Below are 19377 nucleotides of genomic sequence, written 5' to 3'. Positions count from 1 at the left end.
GTCGGCCGGGTCCGATTTCTTCCCAGGAAACCCTTTGATTCAGGTGTCTTTTGAGTCTGGCACGGATACTGCTCCTTCAGCCGTCCAGACAGAAAAGCGTTGAAATCGCTTAGTTTCATAACCGAAGGCAAAAGGAGCCAGAACATGATTTCAAGACTCAACAGACGCCGGGGCCAAAAGGGTTTCACCCTGATCGAGCTCCTTATCGTCGTCGCGATCATCGGTATCATCGCGGCAATTCTCATTCCCAACCTCCTGGACGCTCTCCAGAAGGCCAAGCAGAAGCGCACGGTCGGCGACATCCGCAACGTGGGCTCGGCGTGGTTCTCGTGGTACCAGGACCAGAACTCCGCAGCCGCAGCGGGCTCGGGCAGCACCTACAACTGGGCCCTCCTCAGCTCGGACATCTCCGCCGACGGATTGCTCAGCACGCTCTTCGTCAGCAACACCATGTTCTATATCCAGCAGGTGCCCGGCAAGGACGCTTGGGGTAACGACTACGATTACCAGCATGGCACCGCGCTCGACGACCCGACCTACATGGGTATTCGCAGCGCAGGCCGCGGCGATGCCTTTACGAGCGCTTCCTACACCATGGGTCCGTTCATCGCGACCGACTACAACCAGGACATCGTCTGGGCCGACGGCTTCTTCGTCCAGTACCCCGCCGGTGTCGAGACGGTCAAGGCCGCCGGCAGCTAAGCCAGCGCCTAAACTCGACCTACCCGGAGGCGCCGCTCTCGCGAGAGCGGCGCCTCTTTTTTTGCCTCCGGCCAATGGGCCCTTTCCTTGTTACAATTGAGTTCCAGACCCGGCTGCCCATGGTGAACGTCAGAAAGGTCGTGAGACGAGCTCCTCCGACGGGCGGCCGACGCACGACCCCGAGCGGTAGCCTCGGCTTACCGTCCGCGCTCGCCCTCGCGGGGCTGCTACTCTTTCCGAGCTGCGCCCAGAAGAGCCACGCCGCCCCACCCGAAGCTCTGGCATGGTTCGTCGGCTACCTCAAGCTCGACACGACAAACCCTCCGGGCCGCGAGGAAGCAGCTGCCCAGTACCTGCGCGAGATCCTGCACCGCGAGGGCATCCCGACGCGTCTGCTGGTCACGCCTTCGGGCCGCACCAGCCTCTACGCACGACTGGAGGCCGCGACCCCGACCCCGGGCGCCGGCGCCCTCGTCCTGACCCACCACATGGACGTCGTCCCCCCGGGGCCGGGATGGAGCCAAGAGCCCTTCTCGGGACTCGAGGAGAACGGCTGGATCTGGGGTCGCGGCGCCGTAGACGCCAAGAGCCTCGGCATAGCTCAGCTGGCGGCCTTCATCGATTTGCACCGGCGAGGAGGTCCCCAGACACGTCCGGTCGTCTACCTGGCGGTCGCCGACGAAGAGCGCGGAGGTTCGCAGGGAACCGGCTGGCTCATCCGTCATCACCCCGAGATGTTCGCGGACACCGCTGCCGTGCTCGGCGAAGGTGGAGCCAACCGCGTGATCGCCGGCCGGCATTTTTGGTGGGGCATCGAAACGGCGCAGAAACGCCCGCTCTGGCTAAAAGCGACCTCGTATGGCCGCGGAGGCCATGGCTCGATGCTCAATCCGGGCAGCGCACCCCACCAGCTGACGCTCGGCCTCGCTCGGCTACTCCAGCGGCCAAGGGACTTCCGGGTCACGCCGGAGGCTCGCCGTTATCTGGAAGCCGTCAAACCGTACCAGAGTGATTTTTTCGGAAGGATGGTCGCCGAGCTCGACGATATCGTCAAGGACGAAAAGCCCAACGAACGGCTGTTCCCAGGCGTCGCCAACTACCTTCTGGATACGATTCAAGTCAACGTGATCGAAACCGGGGAGCGGATCAACGTCGTCCCGAAGAAGGCCGAGGCGAGGATAGACATCCGCCTGCTTCCCGATGCCGACGAGAAGGCGATGCTGGAAGAGATTCGCGAGCTGCTCGGCGACTATGTGGAAGTCGAAGTACTTCTGAGCTCCTCCAGAGCGGAAGCCTCGCCACTCGACAACGAGATCTACCGCTGTCTCGAGCTTCTCCTGGGCCAGAGCGCGCCGGTGGTACCGGCTTTCATCCCCGGCGTGACCGATGCTCGATACTTCAGAGAGCGCGGGATCCCCGCATACGGCTTTTCACCCTTTGCCCTGGCGGCCGAAGAAACCGGCGGCATCCACTCGGTTGACGAGCGCATCACGCGCGGGGCCTTTCTCAAAGGCCTCGCGGTCTACTCAGACGTGGTCACGGCGTGCACCGACTCGTAAGCCGCGGCGGCGTAGCGATCATCGGCATCCTCGTCGTCGCGGTCTTCCTGGGCCACCTCCTGGCGAGTGGCGCAATCCTGGTCGTTCGCGACGTACCCATTTTCCACGTGCCGCTGCGTGCGGCCTTTGCAAGCCTGGTGACGGACGGACTCCCGGTCTGGAACCCGACTATCCACGCCGGCCAGCCGGTTCTCTCGAATCCGAACTATGCGGCTTTCTATCCGCCCACCTGGCTCGCCCTAGTCTTGCCCGCCCACACTGCCGTCTCCTGGATCCTGGTCCTGCACGGAATGTTCGCCTTCGCCGGAGCCTGGATCGCGGCACGCAGCTTTGGCTGCGGGCGAGCCGCGGCGACCTTGACCGCGGTCGCGTTCTTCGCCGGCGGCGGGATGCTCTCGGCGGTCAATGGCGTAACTACCTACTGTTCCGCCAGCTGGCTGCCCTGGACTCTCTTCTGGGCTCGCCGCTACTTTGAGGCGCCGGATCGACCCGCTATCAGCTTGAGGAGCGCGCTCCCCGGCTTCGGCCTGGCGATACAGGTGCTCGCCGGAGAGCCCGCCATCGCGCTCGTATCGAGCATCGCAGTCGCCTGCATGGCCCTCACGTCCAAGGGCAATCCCCTGCGGCGCGTCCGCTCCCTCACTCTCGTAGCGGTCTTCGCCGTGCTGCTCTCGGCGGTCCAACTGGTGCCGACCCTGGCTCATGTTCAGAGCTCGAGTCGTAGCGGCCCATCTGAAGCCGAGTCGGCCGTGTGGTCGACGCCGCCGTTGCGCCTGCTCGAGTTTGCCCTTCCCCGCCTCTACGGCGACCCGATGGGCCTCGACGAAGACCTGTACTTCGGCTGGAAGCTCCATGACCAGGACTTCCCGTATCTCATCTCCATCTACGCCGGTCAGCTGACCCTGATCCTGGCGCTAGCGGCGTTCGTGCGCTGGCCGATTGCCGGTCGAATGTTTTGGGTAACACTGGCGCTCGTGGGGCTGGCGCTCGCCTTCGGTCGCCACAACCCGCTCTATGCGCAGCTGGCTCCTTCACTACCGTTGATCAACCTGATCCGGTATCCAGAGAAGTTCATGCTCCTGACCACCACAGCACTGGCCTTCGGAGCGGGACTGGGCTGGCAGCACCTGCTCGATCGGCGCGAAGACGACGAACCTGCTCGCGAAGACTTCGCGATCGCGCTGGCGTCCGTGGTCACCTTGGTGGTCCTGGTCTTCTGCTTGACCCTGAGCTTCAAACCCGAAGTCGGAGCCTGGTTCGTTCGAGAAAACACGATTCATCCACCTGTCGGTGATCGGCTCGATACCGCGGTCGAGTTTCTCAAAGGGCAGACCTGGGTGGGCTTGCTGGCCTGTTTCGCCTCGCTCGGAGTCCTTCTTCTCCACCGGCTCAGGCGAACTCCCGCGGCACTGCTCGTGCCGCTCACCCTGGTCACGCTCGGTGCGGACCTCGCGTACTACAACGGCGGCCTGACTCCCGCGATCGACTATTCCGAGCTGACGTTGCCTCCCGGCCATCTATCCGGGGTCGACCCCGCAGGCGGACGGGTTTTCACCGACGAGCCCTTCGTCGGCCGGGACGGCTTCCAGCCGCGCTCGACCCGACCCGGGCCCGACGCCCTGTGGTCCAAAGTCGACCGCGCTGAACCCTACCTGGGGAATCTCTGGGGCTATTCGTATGCACTGCACCTCGATTTCGACCGAATGCTCACCGAACCCGCCAATCGTGCGCTGGCTTTGGTAAACAAACACTGGTCCGACGCAGAGGCCACGCGCCGCATCCTGGCCGCATGGGGTATCGGCTACGTGCTCCGCAATCGATCGGTGAGCCAACTGACTCAGGCTCGGCTGGCGGGCGAGGGTCTACCCGCCGTCGAAGTGGAAACGCTGCCATGGCGAAACCCCATACTCAGCTGGGAGCGCAGTGTTCAATGGCATGACTCCGCGCAAGAGGCGGAAACGCAGGCCGCCGCGGCCAGGTTTCGCACCGCCCATTGGGTGGGCTCTCCCCAGTTGGGCGCCTCGACGGGCGGCGCTCCCGAGAGCATTCAGCGCCTGGCGGCCAAGAGCTCATCGACCGTGCTCGAGTACACCTCGTCGTCGGTTCTGCTGGCGGTCGTCAACACAACCTTCGACAGGGGCTGGCAAGCGCAACTGGACGGGCAGACGATCCCTGTACATCGAACCGTTCTGGGCCAGATCGGACTGGAGCTACCGCCCGGGCAGCACGTGCTGGCCCTCAGATTCCGAACTCCCTATCTTCGCCTGGGCCTGGCGTTGAGCTTGCTCACGGCGCTGGCCGTGCTTGGAGCGGAACTGGTTCGACGGCGAAGCCGGGGGATAGAATCACGGCCAGCGTGGCAACCCCGCTCCTGATCATCTATTCGGCCCTGTTCGGCCTCGTTGTCGGCAGTTTCCTCAACGTCGTGGTCCACCGGCTGCCACGCGGCACGTCCATCGTCTTCCCACGCTCCGCGTGCACATTCTGCGGCGGACCGGTAGCCGCGCGCGACAACATTCCGGTTCTGAGCTACCTTTTGCTTCGGGGTAAGTGCCGCAGATGCTCGGCTCCGATCTCGATTCGCTATCCCCTGATCGAGCTCGCGGCTAGCACTTTCTTCGCTCTGTGCGCATGGCGCTTTGGATTCAGCCTCGAAACTCTCGCCGCGGTCCTTTTTTGCTCACTGCTGCTGTGCCTGGCGTTGATCGACTACGATCATTTTCTACTGCCCGACAAGCTCACGCTGCCGGGAATCCTCGCCGGTCTGATGCTTCAGCCCTGGCTGCCCCGAACCAGCTTCGCCGATGCCGCTCTCGGTATCCTCTTCGGCGCCGGGGCCCTGATCCTGATCGTGAATTTCTGGTACTGGCTGCGCAACGAAGAAGGCATGGGCCTCGGCGATGTCAACATGCTGGCCATGGTCGGAGCTTTTCTGGGCTGGCAGGGCGCTGCGGTCACTCTGTTGGTGGCGACGGTAGCCGGGGCCATGACCGGGCTCTTGTTGATCGCCTTGCGACGGCTGGGCGCGAGCTCCCGATTGCCCTTCGGTGTCTTCCTGTCCGTCGGCGCCGTGGTCGCACTCTTCTTCGGCGACCAAATCGTCGACTTCTATCTCGGCCTGCTATGAAACGAGCCCTACGCGGTCCCGGAATCGGCCTGCGGCGCGAGGTCTTGATCGTTCTGCCGGTCGTGTTCCTGCTGCTGGTCGTGCTGTCGACCTACACCCTCCTCAGCTATCGGACCGGGATTACGCTCACCGTCGAGGCGCGCAGACTCGAAGCCGCTCACCTGGTGGACCGACTCGCGGAGTCCATCGCCGCCCGCCGCATCACCACGGCCAGTGAGCTTCGCGAGCAGCTGTCGCACGTAGAATCCTTCGTCCTGGTATCGAGCGCCGGCCATGCGATCGTTGAAGGCGGCTCGATCTCGACGGGAATGCCATTCGGCGACTTCGACGCCCTCGAAATCGAGCGGCCACTCGCTGTCGGACCCGATAAGAACAGAGACTACATCGCCGCAATCGCACCCACTGTCTGGAGCGGAGAGCCTCACTATCTTCGTATCGACCTGCGAGCCCACGAGCTCAGCCGGCAGCTGAGAAACGTGCGCACCCTGGCCTGGGTGGTCCTGCCCATCAACGCGGCGCTGTCGATCCTGGTGCTCCTCTTTCTCAGGCACCTGCTGGCACCCTACGACCAGCTACTGGCCACAGCCCGCCGGCTCCAGGACCCCGGGGACACAACAGAGGACGAAGTCGCCTTCCTGATTTCCTCGTTCGAGAAGGCGGTCCGCGCGCTCGAAGCGGAACGTTCTCCAGAAGAGGAGCTGGCGACACTGGAACTGGCTCTGGGGCCCTCACTCGAGAGCGGATTCCTGCTCTTGGGCCGCGGTGGTGAGGTCCTTGCCCTCAATCCCGTAGGCGCTCGACTGCTGGGTTCGCCGTCTCCCGAATCGGGGGCGCCCATGGCGGAGCTTCTCGCCGGCCATACTAAGCTGAGCGAGCTGGTCGCCAGCGCCATCGAAAGCAACGAACCCATCCAACGCCGGGAAATCGACATCGAGCGCGACGGTGAATCGGTACCGCTGGGCGTGAGCGTCCACCCTCTTCGGCGCAATGACGGCGAAGTGCGGGGTTTCCTGGCGCTGTTCGCGGATCTCACCGAGACCCGTCGCCAAGCCGAAGAGGAGAAGATCTCGTTCAGCCTTGCCCAGGTCGGCGAGCTCGCCGCGGGTGTCGCTCACGAGATGCGCAACAGCCTTTCCACATTTCGCGGATACCTGACCTTGGTGGAACGAGCACCCGAGGAGGAAGCGATCACCGACTACCTCTCCGAGCTACGCCGGGAGACCGATCATCTGCAGAGAGTCCTGGAAGATTTCCTGTCCTTTGCGCGTCCCGAAAGCAGCCGCCCCGAGCTCTTGAACCTGGAAACCGTCGTGCGCCGGGCGGCGGCCGATCCTGCGCTTGAAGGGAGCAGCGTCGAGATTCAGGGTCGCGAGCCACTACCGGTCATGGGCGACGCTCAGCTGCTTGAACGGGCGATCCGCAATCTCCTCCACAATGCCTGTCAGGCCCAGCAAGCCGCCGGGATCGAGGAGTCCGTGACGGTCCGGACATCGCGCCAGGACGGGTTGGCGATCATCGAGATCCTCGACCGCGGCCCCGGGCTTCCCGAAGCCGTGCGCAAGCGGCTCTTCGAGCCGTTCGTCACCGGGCGCGCGGGAGGAGTCGGCTTGGGGCTCTCGCTCGCCCGCCGAATCGTGGATCTTCACGGCGGCCGGCTTCGACTTGGTGACCGGCCCGGTGGCGGTTCGATGGCGCGACTCTCAATCGCTCTTGTCGACGAATAGCGGCAGCCGAAGCCCCGAGTGGGCGGACGGCTACGACTGTCCGCGATACCGTGGAAAGCCCTCGAGGTCGTACTGCTGGACCTTGCGCTGCAAGCTGCGGTAGCTGATCCCCAGAAGCTCGGCCGCGCGCTTCTTGTCGCCACCCGAGGCCAGCAAGGCGTCTTCGACCTCTTGCCGTGCCTCGGCGTCACCGGGCGACAGCAGCCCCTTCAGATCGGCTACGCTCAGAGTGTTGCCTTCGCACAAAATCGCCGCTCGTTCGAGCAGATTCGCCAGTTGGCGGACATTGCCCGGCCAAGGCTGTTGCTGGAGCAGGTCCTCCGCCCTCGAAGTCGGTATCAGACGGGTTCTCCCCAAACGAGTACAGACTTGTTCGAGGATGTGGCCTGCCAGAGCCGGAATGTCCGAGGATCGCTCTCTCAGAGCCGGTAACTCGATCGGGAAGACTTCCAACCGAAAAAAGAGATCCGACCGGAACTCGCCATGTTTCACCATGGCGCGCAGGTCGCGATTGGTGGCCGCAACCAACCGAACATCCGCCCGAACCGTCCGCGTACCTCCGACCCGCTCGAAGGCGCGCTCTTCGAGTACCCGCAGTACCTTGCCCTGGATCCCCGTTTCCAGCTCGCCGATCTCGTCCAGCAGCAGAGTTCCACCCTGGGCGGCCTCGAATCGGCCCTTCTGGCGCCTGTGCGCTCCCGTGAAGGCGCCCTTCTCGTGACCAAAGAGCTCGTTCTCGAGCAACTGGGCCGGCAAGGCGGCGCAGTTGACCGCTACAAAGGGGCTCGACTTGCGGGGCGAGTGGGCATGAATCGCCCGCGCGAACAGTTCCTTGCCAGTACCGCTCTCGCCGGTCAGCAGGACCGTACTCTCGGTCGGGGCTACTCGCAGCGTGAGTTTCGCGGCCGCGCGCATCAAGGGATGGCGCCCCACGATTGGAGGGACTCCCGGAGCTTCGAGCAGCGTCGGCCCGGATTCACCACCGAGGTGGCTGCCCACGAGCGCCGTCAGATCGTCTATCTCAACGGGCTTCTCGAGGTAATCACTGGCGCCCATTTTCATCGCGTCGACCGCGGTCTGAACGGTGCCGTGAGCGGTGAGCACCAACACCGGCGCTTCCGGTCGGCGCTCTCGGCTGGCCTCGAGGACCTCGAGTCCCGACGCCGAGGGCAGCTTCAAATCCGTGACGACAAGATCGAAGTCTCCGGTCTTGGCAAGCGCGACACCCTCGGCGCCATCCGCCGCGCTCGTTATGTCGTAACCGTGCTGGGCCAACGCCGTTTCGAGCAGGCGCCGGAGCGCGTCGCGATCCTCGACAATCAAGATTCTAGGGGCTTGCTGCATCGATTCCCATTTTTCGGAGCCCTGCCAAGACGGCGGTCGCCAGGACCTCGTCATCCTCCGCCTCGACCGTGCGCAGATCCAGGACGAACCGACCCCTTCGTGAGTAGCCCACAACGGGCGGACTGCCGAGTCTCAAAGCGGAGGCCAGTTCGGGGGTATCCGGGAGCGCCAAGGCCAGGCCCGGAACCGGCTGGTCGGGAGCCGACCCCCCGCCGAGAAACGCGTCGGCCGGTACGATCTCGGCGCCCAGCCTGGGCGCCAACGCCTCGAGGCGTCCGCGGTGCTCGGTTTCGTCGGGCCAGAGGCGGTCGAGCGGCATGGGGTTTCCGGCAAGGTGCCGCCGCAAGACGCCCTCGAGAGCGGCAAGGGTCGTTCTGTCGGGTCGCAGCGCTCGATACAAGGGGTGATGCCGGCATCTCTCCACGAGCTCCGAGCTCCCGAGAAGAAGTCCGGCCTGGGGCCCGCCCAGGAGCTTGTCTCCGCTGCCACATACCAGGTCGCAGCCTTGTCGAAGCAACGCCTCCAAGCTCGGGTGATCTCTGAGTTGTGGGTGTTCTCGCGCCTGCAAAAGCCCGCTGCCCTCGTCGACCAGAAGCGGAATCGCCCGGCTTCGACCGAGAGCGACGAGGTCGCCCGGCGAAACACTCGCGACGTAGCCCGCCTGCCGGTAGTTGCTCGGGAAGACCTTGAGCAACATCGCCGTCTGCGGCCCGATGGCTCGCTCGTAGTCGGCCAGGCGGGTCCGATTGGTCGTACCCACTTCGACCAACCGGCAGCCCGTGGCCTCCAGTAGCTCGGGAATCCTGAACGACCCGCCGATCTCGACAAGCTCTCCACGGGAGACTATGACCTCTCGGTCGACTGCGAGCACGGCTAGAACCAGGACCATCGCCGCGGCGTTGTTGTTGACCACCACGGCCGCCGGCGCGCCGGTCGCGGCCTCGAGCAGACGAGCGGCGCGATGATTGCGGTCCACCCGCCTGCCGGCGCCGAGATCGAACTCCAGGTCACAATACGCGTTCAGCAGATCCGGAAGTCGCCCAGCGATCGCTCGCGGCAAGGGCGCGCGTCCCAGATTGGTGTGGAGCAAGATGCCGGTGGCGTTGAGAACTCGCTCCAAGGGCTTTCCGTAGCGGCTCTCGAGCGCAATCCGAATAGTGCTCGGAAGCTCGGCCACTTCTCGATCCATAACGATGTCCTCACCGGCCAGGACTCGCTCGCGAAGCCGCTCCAACTCGACCCCCGCTTGGACGCGCACCAGGCGCCTTCCGTATAATTGATGTGCGCCCGCTAATTCGGCATCGCCAAGCAGAATATCCACCGCGGGTAGCTGCCGAAGCAGGTCGGCTCGAGCTTCAACCGTCATCGAGAACCATTCTAGAGAAACTTGAGCTTCGACAGCCAGATCGCTTCAATCGAGCAGGATATGCGTCTGCTCAGGATCGAGTTCGACCGCTTCATGGCCGGAGCCGTCCGCTTGCCGCCGGAGGAGCTCCGCTTTCGTATCGAGAAGCAGATTCGGAGCATGCGACGGGGTCGCCTGCGCTCGTTCGCCCAACGTTTCAGGCTCAGCACTCTCGAAGCGAGCTTCAACACCTTGGGCGAGCTGCACGGCCGCCGCTTGCGAGAGATCGAGACTGGCAAGATCGTGCGCCCGAAGTCCGTCACCCACGGCCCTCGGCTCGATGCTTCCAGGGGCTTCGAGATCGGGGAGAGACCCGAGCGCGCCGCCATCGAGGCCCTCTATGAAAAGCTCTATGGTCGCCACGGTCGAAGTAACAAGGCCGACTTCGGCAGCTTCGAAAAGCACCTCGCAAGCCAGGTATCCAAGCTCCGGGAGAAGACCGGCTGTGCCAAAGTCCATCTCAGGGTGGCGCGAGAGGGTGAGACCCTGAAGCTCAAGGCCAAGCCCGTTCGCAAGAACAAGGAGAACGCCGTATGAAGTCCCTCAGAGCCCTGTGCGCAGCCCTGCCGATTCTGATCGCCACCTCGGCGCTCCAGGCCGAAACGGTGCCGCTCAATCTCCCCCAGGCAATTGCCGCGCAGCAAAGGGTGATCGACGCCAACCCGGGCGACGCGACTCTCTACAACGATCTCGGCAACCTCTTGTATCTGGACAGCCGGAACAAGGAAGCGGCAGAGGCCTACGAAGCAGGTATCTTGGTGGACCCGGCATTGGTATCGCTCAGATACAACTTCGCGCTCCTCCTTCACCAGACGGAGCGGCCGCGCCGGGCCGAAAAGGAGTATCGGGAGGTTTTGAAGATCGATCCGAGGCATGCCTGGGCGCATTACCAGATGGGAGTCCTTCTCGCTCAAAGAGGCCGGCGATCGGCAGCCATCCAGAGCTGCGCCCGCGCCATGCGTCTCGATGCCAGGCTCACCGACCCGGCCTTCAATCCTCATATCCTCGAGAACACCCTCGCTTCGAGCGCGGTTCTTTGGGCCTACTCCGACCTGTCCTCCGCGGCCCTGGCACCGCGCGTCTACGAGAACCCGGGCAACGTCACGAGCATTCTCCTCGCTGCTCAGGAAGGCATGCCCAGACCCGAGCGCAAGCTAGAGCGCAAGCTCCAGAGGAAGCAACGGCGGCGCGCAAAGAAAGCGGAATCTGAGGGATAGCCGACCGGTCGCTCAGAAAGGGGACTTGCCGTTGGTGTCGAGCCCGACAACCAAAAGGCTGGGCGATCCGAGGAGTCCTCCCAACGGAAAGAAGGTCAGGTCCCGAGCCGCGGCCTGGAGTCCGCCGAGCAGCTGACTCAATCTGCCCGACAGCCTGGCGCCCGCAATTGCGGCCGTGGGGGCGCCGGAGCGCACCGCAAATCCACCAAGCGTCATCTCGAAGCGGTCGCCCTCCAGGTCGAACCGGCCGGCGTCGAGCACATCCAGGAAATAGTGTCCGCGCGAGATCTCGGCGAGCAGCGCTCCTGCCGACTGCTTCCGATCGGCCTCGACAAAGAGATGAGACGGACCGACTTGCGGGACGTCTCGATAACTGGCGCGGCGGACACAACCGGCGCTGCGGTCCACCAAAGCCTTTCTTACCGACTCCGAACTCAGTGTCGCGCACAGAATACCTTTCTCGACGAGAACCGTTCGGCCGGTCGGAACACCCTCGCCATCGACGGGTGCGGCAAACAGACCGTCCGCGAGCCGGCCGTCATCGGTGATACTCAAACGCTCCGAACCGAGAACGTGACCCTTCTTTCTGCCGGATTTGCGTCCCGTCTCCACATCCATCAAGAGCGGCAGCAGCGCTCCCAGAATCCGAACCGCGACCGGTGGGGCCAATAGCACCACACCCCGATCGCGCTCTCCCCGCGTGCCGTCTCGGCGAATCAGGAGGCGGTCCGCGATACGCCGTGCCAGGGCCCGTGGACTGAACGCTCGCGCGTTTCGCCCACCGACGAACTCGATGACCTTCTCGTTGCCCAGTGCGGCTTCGAGAAAGAGAGTCGCGGTGCGCTGGCGCCAGCTCGCCTCGACGCCCCTGCTATTGGCGATCTCCGAGCTGCTCTCGCCGTCTTCGAGGGTCGCCTGCAGAAGACGTGCGTCGGGCAGCTCGCGTTCGAGCTCGCGGCCGCAGGCTTCCAGTATCTCGAGAGCCTCGTGCTCCACACACAGAGGGGATCGCAGCTGCGCCGGCTCGCTCCACTCGGTCACCGGACGCGAGCTCGGAAGCCTGATCGGGTAGCCGTCCGGGCTCGGCCACGGCCCGGCCACCGGCAACTCGCCGCTGCCGCAAGAAAAAAACGACGATTTCTTGGCGCTGGCGCGCACCGCCCAACCGCGCTCTTGGTGCAGTGACGCCAGCCGGCCCTGAGATCCCAGAGCGGCTCTGCGGCTGCGTCCTTCCTTGAGATAGACCTCGACGGCCTCCAGCCCTGCCGGGAGCACGGACCGGGCGACCTGGTCCAGCAACCTCAGGATATCGGTCATGCGCCGATCTCCATGCCCGCCAGTCGGATGTGAGGGCAGGTCGCCCACACCGGCAGCCGGTGCCCGGCCTTGGCGCACCAGCCCGCTCCGGCAAACTCGGTCTCGTCTCCAACCGCTTCGACCGCACTCAGAACCGCCGAGACTTTCCCTCGCAGGGTGCATTTCCCCACCCAGTCTCCCAGCTGCCCCGACCGAAATCGCCGGCCGTAGGGAAACTCCACGAGCAGATCGCCCGAAAGAGGGTCGAGATTCCCGCGCGAGATCTCGGAGAAATAGATGCCTCGAGCACCCGCCAGAAGCTGCCCTGCGTCATGCTCTCCCGGCACGAGCTCGAGATGAGTGGACCTCGGCACCGGTGGCAGGTGCCGGCTCGCCCGGCGCGCCGCCCCCGGCAAAAGGTGAGGCGAGCGATCCGCATGGAAGCGGTCAGCGAGAGGCTGGCTGACGCGCCCTTTCTGGAGCAGCCACCGCCGGAGCACAGGCAATCCCTCGTCATCCGTTTCTCGCCTGAGAACCGACGGCATATCGGCAGGGCTGTCCAGGACGTCGAGAAGATCACTGCCCAGAGACACTCCGAGCGCAGCCTCGGGCCTGCCGCTCAGGACGAGAGTGTCGGTCTCGAGGGCGTGAGCCACCGCTTCGTGCAATAGAACCGCGGCAGCCGCCGGTGCGAGCACGATCGGACCCGAGAACCTGTCCGCCGGCGCGGCTGCTCGCGCTTGAAAGCGATCGACGAGACTCCCCGCCACGGCCTCAACGCATCGATCATCCAACTCCGGAACCAGCGTTCCGAACCTCCCCCAGGGAGTCGTGCCGGCAAGGCTGAAGAACGCCTCGGTTTGAGCCTCGGGCACCAAGCGTCGCCCAACCAGCTGCACCTGACGGCTGTGACGGGCGACTCGCAACTGGAACGCAAAGGCCGCGTGCCGTTTGCGCACCGCCCGTCGGACCTCGGTTGGGAAGTCCCGCAGCCCGGTCCGGTTCGGCTCCTCCGGCGCTCTGCCTGGAACCAGCTCGGGAACCAGGTAGGAGCTCGCCGGAACTACACGAGCGACCTCGCGTAGCGCCGACTTGAGAGAGCTCGCCTCGAAGCCGTCGCGGGCTGCCAGGTACGTGTGTCCGCGCCGAACCAGTCGAATCGCGAGGCCTTCGCCACGGCGTTCGACGACTCCCGGACCCGCTTCTTCCGAGCGCAGCTCGAGATCGCGCCGCCGTTCGAGAAAGAGATCGGCGATTTCCGTCGTTTCACCCGCGACCTGCGCAAGGCATCGACCGACAGCACTCGCATCGGCCTCCGAGAACCACATAAAAAAATTCTTTCACAGCCGGCCGAGCCGGCATCGAAGGTAAGATAAACGCCGTCGGGATGGACAAGACGAGCAATACCGAATCGAACACCACTCCGCGCGAGGAGCTCCAACGCAGACTCGAGCTCGCCCAGCTGGGTGGAGGGCCGGAGCGCATCGAGCGACAGCACGGGTCGGGCAAGCTCACCGCGCGCGAGCGCGTCGAGCTGCTTCTGGATCCAGGCTCCTTCGTCGAGCTCGATGAGCTCGTCAGCCATCGCTGCCAGGACTTCGGCATGGCGGAGAAGACCGTTCCGGGCGACGGCGTCGTCTCTGGTTTCGGCACGGTCGGAGATCGTACCGTCTATGTTTTTGCCCAGGATTTCACCGTATTCGGCGGCTCGCTCTCTGAGACCAACGCGCTCAAGATCTGCAAGATCATGGATCTCGCCCTGGAAAACGGGGCTCCCGTCATCGGCCTCAACGATTCGGGCGGTGCGCGAATCCAAGAGGGCGTCGCCTCCCTGGGGGGTTACGCCGACATCTTTCTACGCAACACGCTGGCTTCCGGCGTGATCCCACAGATCAGCGCCATCATGGGACCGTGCGCGGGTGGTGCTGTTTACTCACCCGCGATCACCGACTTCACGCTCATGGTGGATCGCACCAGCTACATGTTCGTAACCGGCCCCGATGTGATCAAGACCGTCACCCACGAAGAGGTGAGCAAGGAAGAGCTCGGCGGGGCCAGAACTCACAGCTCGAAGAGCGGAGTCAGCCATTTCACCGTGGCCAATGACGCGGCTTGTCTCTTGGCCATCAGAGACCTGCTGTCTTATCTGCCAAGCAACAACCTGGAGGATCCACCGCCGGGGAGCAGCGACGACCCCACCGATCGGGAAGACGAGAGCCTCGATTCCCTGATTCCTGAGGATCCGAACAAGCCCTACGACATCAAGGACCTGATTGCCGTCGTCGTCGATGACGGCCGGTTCTTCGAGGTCCATGCCGACTACGCCAGGAACATCGTCGTCGGCTTTGCCCGGTTCGGCAACCAGAGCGTGGGGGTTGTGGCCAACCAGCCCGGATACCTGGCCGGCGTGCTCGACATCGACGCTTCGCTCAAGGGGGCTCGATTCGTGCGCTTCTGCGACGCCTTCAACCTGCCCTTGGTCACATTCGAGGATGTACCCGGTTTCCTACCCGGCACGCAACAGGAGTTCGGCGGTATCATCAAACACGGCGCCAAGCTCTTGTACGCCTTCGCCGAGGCCACCGTGCCCAAGATCACGGTGATCACTCGTAAGGCCTACGGCGGCGCCTACTGCGTCATGGCCAGCAAGCATCTGAGAACCGACGTGAATCTCGCCTACCCGGGTGCCGAGATCGCCGTTATGGGACCCGAAGGCGCGGTCAACATTCTCTACCGTCGCGAGCTGCAGGCTGCCGATGACGCCGGGAAGCTGCGCACCGAGAAGGTGAGCGAGTATAGAAGTAAGTTCTCCAACCCCTTTGTTGCGGCCGAGCGCGGCTTCATCGACGCCGTCATCGAGCCCAGGCTGACCCGGACCTACGTCATCCGCGCACTGCGGCAGTTGCGGGGCAAGCGGCAAGGGGTCCCCAACAAGAAGCACGGCAACATACCGCTCTAGCCGGATCGCGCAGCTCACAGATCCCGCGAGAGGCCGAGACACCGGCATTCGCTTGACACCCAAAGGCTACTGGGACAAGCTCCAGTGCCTGAATTTAGCGGGTTTCCCGGCACGTTCGCGCCGAAGACCCTGAAGGAGAGACATGCGAGAGAAAGACAGATCGCTCAGACGGCGGCGTCAGCGGCGTCTGAAGCGACTCAAGAAGCGCCGCGCCGAAATCATGGCTACGGTCAAGACGACCCGAAGACAGGCGTCCAAGCGGGCCAAGGTCGAGGCTCCCGAGCCGACCGCGGAGAGCCAAGACACCGCCGAGCCTCCGAAAGACGCAGCCGAAAAGCCGGCAAAGAAAGCCGCGACCAAGAAGACCGCCACCAAGAAAAAGACCACGGCAAAGAAAGTCGCGACCAAGAAGACCGCAAAGAAGACCACCAAGAAGACCACCAAGGCACCTGCCAAGAAGACGGCTAAGAAAACAGCGAAGAAAACCACCAAGAAGAAGACCGCAAAGAAGACCACCAAGGCAACCAAAACCGACTGACCGGAGCTCAGATGCTCGACAAGCGCGCTATCGCCGAGGCCGACCCCGAGGTCCAGCGAGCAATTTCCGGGGAACTCGAACGACAGGGCCAGAGCCTCGAGCTCATCGCTTCCGAGAATTTCGCCAGTGCGGCGGTTCTCGAAGCGGCCGGCTCGGTCCTCACCAACAAGTACGCCGAGGGCTACCCGGGACGCCGCTACTATGGCGGCTGCGAGTGGGTCGATGAGGCCGAGCGCCTGGCAATCGCCCGCGCCAAGGAGCTCTTCGGGGCCGAACGCGTCAACGTCCAGCCGCACAGCGGCACGCAGGCGAACGCCGCGGTCTACTTCGCGATGCTCGAGCCGGGCGACACGCTGATGGGCATGGACCTTTCCAGCGGCGGACATCTCACACACGGTCACCGACTCTCCTATTCTGGACGCGATTTCCGGGTTGTCGCCTACGGCGTCGATCCAGAAACCGAGATCCTCGACTACGAGAACGTCGCTCGCGTGGCGCGCGAGCACAAGCCCAAACTGATCATCTGCGGCGCCAGTGCCTACAGCCGCGTCATCGACTTCGAGAAGTTCCGCGAGATCGCGGATGAGGTCGACGCGCTCCTGATGGCGGATATCGCACACATCGCGGGCTTGGTCGCCGTCGGTCTGCACCCATCACCAGTGCCCCACTGTCACTTCGTGACCACGACCACCCACAAGACCCTGCGCGGACCTCGTGGCGGCATGATCATGAGCACCAAGGAACACGTCAAGGCAATCAACCGAGCCGTCTTTCCGGGCATGCAGGGAGGACCGCTGATGCACGTGATCGCGGCGAAGGCGGTCGCCCTCGGCGAAGCGCTGCGCCCCGGGTTTCGCCAGTATCAGGAACAGATCATTCGCAACGCGAAGACCCTTTCCACGGCTCTGAGCAGCGAAGGACTGCGCATCGTTTCCGGCGGCACCGATAATCACGTGTTTCTGGTCGACGTGACGTCGGTCGGTATCACCGGGAAGATCGCCGAGGAGGCCCTCGAGCGCGCCGACATCACCGTCAACAAGAACACCATCCCCTACGACGAGAATCCGCCCCTGGTCGCCTCCGGAATCCGGATCGGCACACCGGCCTTGACCACCCGGGGAATGGGCGAGCCGGAGATGAAGACCGTGGCCAAGTGGATCGGCCGCGTGCTTGCGGCCCCGGAAGATGAAGCGCTCGCGGCCGAGCTCCGGTCCGAGGTGCACGACCTCTGCGAGCGGTTTCCGCTCTACACCTAGGCCGCGCCGGGTCCGGCAACCAAATCCGCGGCAGGCGCCGGTACCCCGAACCTTTTGCGAAGCGCCGCTCGGACCCAACCCACCAGATAGAGGGAGCCACAGACCAAGAGGGGTCGCTCTCCTTCGAGAGCCGTGTCCAGAGCCGACTCCAGTTCGGGCTCGACTTCGATCCGCGGGCCGGAAAGCCACGCAGCCAAGTCGTTCGGATTCAATGCCCGGTCACTGGGTGGGCGCGTGAGGGTGATTCGCGCGGCCCCGGGCGCGACCGCAGCGAGCACTTGCCGAGCGTCCTTGTCCTCCAGGATTCCGAAGAGCAAGTCGTAATCCGCCAGATGAGCGCTCAGAAAGCGCGCCAGCGATTCGGCGCCCTGAGGATTGTGGGCTACGTCCAGCCAGACGTTCTTTCCATCGGGCAGCTCGACTCGTTCGAGACGCCCGGGCCAGAGGCAGTTACGGACTCCGAGCTCGATTGCGCGGCGGTCGAGATCGTGCCAGCCCATCCCGGCCAGGCGTTCGGCCGCGGCCAGTGCCAGCAACAGGTTTCGAATCTGGTGTGCCCCGGGCAGCCGGAGCTCGAGCTCGTAGTCACGGATCGCGGTTTGGACTCGCACTCGCTGTGAGGTCGGCCCCTCTTCGACCGTGGTTCGCTGTACCCATTCCGAGAGCTCGCACAGGTTCGCCCCGATTTCGGTCGCGTGAGCTCGAAGCGCGCGCCGGGCCTCGGGCTCGCTGGCGGCGCTGATCGCGACCCCGCCCGGGCGGAAGATCCCCGCCTTTTCTCTGGCGATCTCTCCGAGAGAGTCACCCAGCGGTTTGACGTGATCGAGACCGATCTCGGACACCAACGAGAGTACCGGCGAGCAGGTATTGGTCGCATCCAGACGCCCTCCCATACCGACCTCGAAAACCGCAAGCTCGGCGTCTGAGCGCGCGAACCACAAGCAGGCGGCTACGGTGAGAGCCTCGAAGTACGTCGGCGGCTCCAGACCGGCGGCTTTGGCCCGATCAAGGAACCTTTGAAGTAGTCCGCCCAACTCGACTCGGCCCACCGCGGATCCATCGATTCGAAGACGCTCCTCTACTCCTTCGAGATGAGGTGATGTGAAAAGGCCGGTCCGATAGCCCGCTGCCGCCACCATCGAAGACAGCAACGCGGCGGTCGAGCCCTTGCCGTTGGTCCCGGCTATGAGAACCGTGGCGTACGATTCCTGAGGGGAATCGAAATGCTCGAGCAACCGCTTCACCCGGTCGAGCTCGAGACGGGCCCCCCAGCTTTCGAGCGTCTCGAGAATCCGGTCCGGGTCGAGCACCGGCAGCGGTTCGGCGTCGCTGGACGCGCTCACGCCCTTTGGCCCAGATGGCGCAAACAGGTAGCCAGAGTCTGCTTGAGCTCGGGACGCTTTACGACCATGTCAAGGAATCCGTGCTCGAGGAGAAACTCGCTGGTTTGAAAGTCCTCGGGCAGATTCTCTCGGATTGTCTGCTCGATCACGCGCGGCCCGGCGAAGCCGATCAGAGCCCCCGGTTCGGCGATATTCAGATCTCCCAACATCCCGAAGGAAGCCGTGACCCCTCCGGTCGTGGGATCGGTCAAGACCGACAGAAACGGCAAGCTGCTCTCGCGCAGCCGGGCAAGCGACGCCGAGATCTTGGCCATTTGCATGAGAGACACGACGCCCTCCTGCATTCGAGCACCACCTGAAGCGGAGACCACGATCAGCCCGCACTTCTTGCGCGCCGCTTCTTCGGCCGCGCGGGTAATCTTCTCGCCCACCACCGATCCCATCGAGCCGCCCATGAATGAGTACTCCATTACAGCGACGATCGCCGGAACACCGTCGAGATGCCCTTCGACCACGATCACCGCCTCTTCCTCACCGCTCGTCTTGGTGTAGTCCCTGACCCGATCTCGATAGCTCTTACGATCTTTGAACTTGAGCGGATCGGCCGGTAGCAGGCCATGAAACAACTCGCGAGGATCGTCCTCGTCGAGCAGCAGGCGGATCCTGGCTCGGCTGCCGATGCGGAAGTGATAACCGCACTTCGGGCAGATCTGCTGGTTGCGATCCAGTTCTTTCGAGTAGATGATCTCCCGGCAGCCGGAACACCTTACCCAGAGCCCTTCGGGCACCGAGCTACGCGGTCGCTCCGAGGTCGCGCTGCGGGGCTTCTTAGATTTTCGGAACCAGGCCATGGCGAAAGACGATCGCACTCTAGCAAACGGCAAACGGTCTTCGCGCTTCACCAGGG

At 64.1% G+C, this 19377-nt stretch carries 16 protein-coding genes; 10 read left to right on the top strand and 6 right to left on the bottom strand.

The features are described 5' to 3' along the window. The first annotated feature begins 144 nt into the window (after positions 1-144). From GY769_09210 to GY769_09190, 5 genes are all read left to right on the top strand, one after another. A complete protein-coding gene (locus GY769_09210; GenBank protein MCP4202100.1) occupies positions 145-702 on the top strand; it encodes a prepilin-type N-terminal cleavage/methylation domain-containing protein in 558 nt (185 codons plus the stop codon). A 140-nt stretch (positions 703-842) separates the two neighbouring features. Continuing rightward, positions 843-2261, top strand: a complete 1419-nt coding sequence (locus tag GY769_09205) for a M20/M25/M40 family metallo-hydrolase (GenBank protein MCP4202099.1) — start codon at positions 843-845, stop codon at positions 2259-2261. Further along, positions 2246-4636 carry a YfhO family protein gene (locus GY769_09200; GenBank protein MCP4202098.1) on the top strand — a complete coding sequence of 797 codons (2391 nt, stop codon included), beginning with the start codon at positions 2246-2248 and terminating at the stop codon, positions 4634-4636. Before GY769_09205 ends, GY769_09200 begins: the two co-directional genes overlap by 16 nt. Further along, positions 4618-5388: a prepilin peptidase gene (locus GY769_09195; protein ID MCP4202097.1), complete on the top strand. Its 771-nt coding sequence runs from the start codon at positions 4618-4620 to the stop codon at positions 5386-5388. Before GY769_09200 ends, GY769_09195 begins: the two co-directional genes overlap by 19 nt. Then, complete coding sequence (locus GY769_09190; GenBank protein ID MCP4202096.1) at positions 5385-7112, top strand: PAS domain-containing protein; 1728 nt, start codon at positions 5385-5387, stop codon at positions 7110-7112. Before GY769_09195 ends, GY769_09190 begins: the two co-directional genes overlap by 4 nt. Positions 7113-7142: 30 nt before the next feature. Here GY769_09190 and GY769_09185 read toward each other — a convergent pair whose 3' ends face one another. Together GY769_09185 and selA are read right to left on the bottom strand one after the other, a co-directional pair. Beyond that, a complete protein-coding gene (locus GY769_09185; GenBank protein MCP4202095.1) occupies positions 7143-8456 on the bottom strand; it encodes a sigma-54-dependent Fis family transcriptional regulator in 1314 nt (437 codons plus the stop codon). Beyond that, positions 8440-9822, bottom strand: a complete 1383-nt coding sequence (gene selA, locus GY769_09180) for an L-seryl-tRNA(Sec) selenium transferase (GenBank protein MCP4202094.1) — start codon at positions 9820-9822, stop codon at positions 8440-8442. Before selA ends, GY769_09185 begins: the two co-directional genes overlap by 17 nt. Positions 9823-9843: 21 nt before the next feature. Between selA and GY769_09175 the strand changes: the two genes are divergently transcribed. Continuing rightward, positions 9844-10398 (top strand): hypothetical protein, encoded by a 555-nt coding sequence (locus tag GY769_09175; GenBank protein ID MCP4202093.1) that lies wholly within the window; start codon positions 9844-9846, stop codon positions 10396-10398. Continuing rightward, the gene (locus GY769_09170; protein ID MCP4202092.1) at positions 10395-11078 is read left to right on the top strand and encodes a tetratricopeptide repeat protein; all 684 of its coding nucleotides are present in this window, start codon (positions 10395-10397) and stop codon (positions 11076-11078) included. Before GY769_09175 ends, GY769_09170 begins: the two co-directional genes overlap by 4 nt. A 12-nt stretch (positions 11079-11090) precedes the next feature. Here GY769_09170 and GY769_09165 read toward each other — a convergent pair whose 3' ends face one another. Beyond that, positions 11091-12395, bottom strand: a complete 1305-nt coding sequence (locus GY769_09165; GenBank protein ID MCP4202091.1) for a hypothetical protein — start codon at positions 12393-12395, stop codon at positions 11091-11093. Further along, positions 12392-13702 (bottom strand): hypothetical protein, encoded by a 1311-nt coding sequence (locus tag GY769_09160; GenBank protein ID MCP4202090.1) that lies wholly within the window; start codon positions 13700-13702, stop codon positions 12392-12394. Before GY769_09160 ends, GY769_09165 begins: the two co-directional genes overlap by 4 nt. A gap of 59 nt (positions 13703-13761) precedes the next feature. Here GY769_09160 and GY769_09155 point away from each other — a divergent pair, with 59 nt between their 5' ends. The 3 genes from GY769_09155 to GY769_09145 all read left to right on the top strand — a co-directional run bounded on the left by GY769_09155 (position 13762) and on the right by GY769_09145 (position 17127). Continuing rightward, entirely contained in the window at positions 13762-15333 is a 1572-nt protein-coding gene (locus tag GY769_09155) for an acyl-CoA carboxylase subunit beta (protein ID MCP4202089.1), read from the top strand. 142 nt (positions 15334-15475) lie between these two features. Further along, the gene (locus tag GY769_09150) at positions 15476-15871 is read left to right on the top strand and encodes a histone (protein ID MCP4202088.1); all 396 of its coding nucleotides are present in this window, start codon (positions 15476-15478) and stop codon (positions 15869-15871) included. An 11-nt stretch (positions 15872-15882) separates the two neighbouring features. Then, the gene (locus GY769_09145; protein MCP4202087.1) at positions 15883-17127 is read left to right on the top strand and encodes a serine hydroxymethyltransferase; all 1245 of its coding nucleotides are present in this window, start codon (positions 15883-15885) and stop codon (positions 17125-17127) included. On the opposite strand, the gene GY769_09140 is transcribed toward GY769_09145, so the two are convergent. Continuing rightward, complete coding sequence (locus tag GY769_09140; GenBank protein ID MCP4202086.1) at positions 17124-18470, bottom strand: bifunctional folylpolyglutamate synthase/dihydrofolate synthase; 1347 nt, start codon at positions 18468-18470, stop codon at positions 17124-17126. The genes GY769_09145 and GY769_09140 overlap by 4 nt on opposite strands. Beyond that, positions 18467-19321, bottom strand: a complete 855-nt coding sequence (locus GY769_09135; protein ID MCP4202085.1) for an acetyl-CoA carboxylase carboxyltransferase subunit beta — start codon at positions 19319-19321, stop codon at positions 18467-18469. The genes GY769_09140 and GY769_09135 overlap by 4 nt, the downstream gene beginning before the upstream one ends. Positions 19322-19377 lie beyond the last annotated feature (56 nt).

The sequence above is a fragment of the bacterium genome, from assembly GCA_024224155.1.
Lineage (GTDB): Bacteria > Acidobacteriota > Thermoanaerobaculia > Multivoradales > JAHEKO01 > CALZIK01.
Note: the sequence above shows the minus strand (reverse complement) of the source record. Positions and strands in the feature narration are given on the sequence as shown.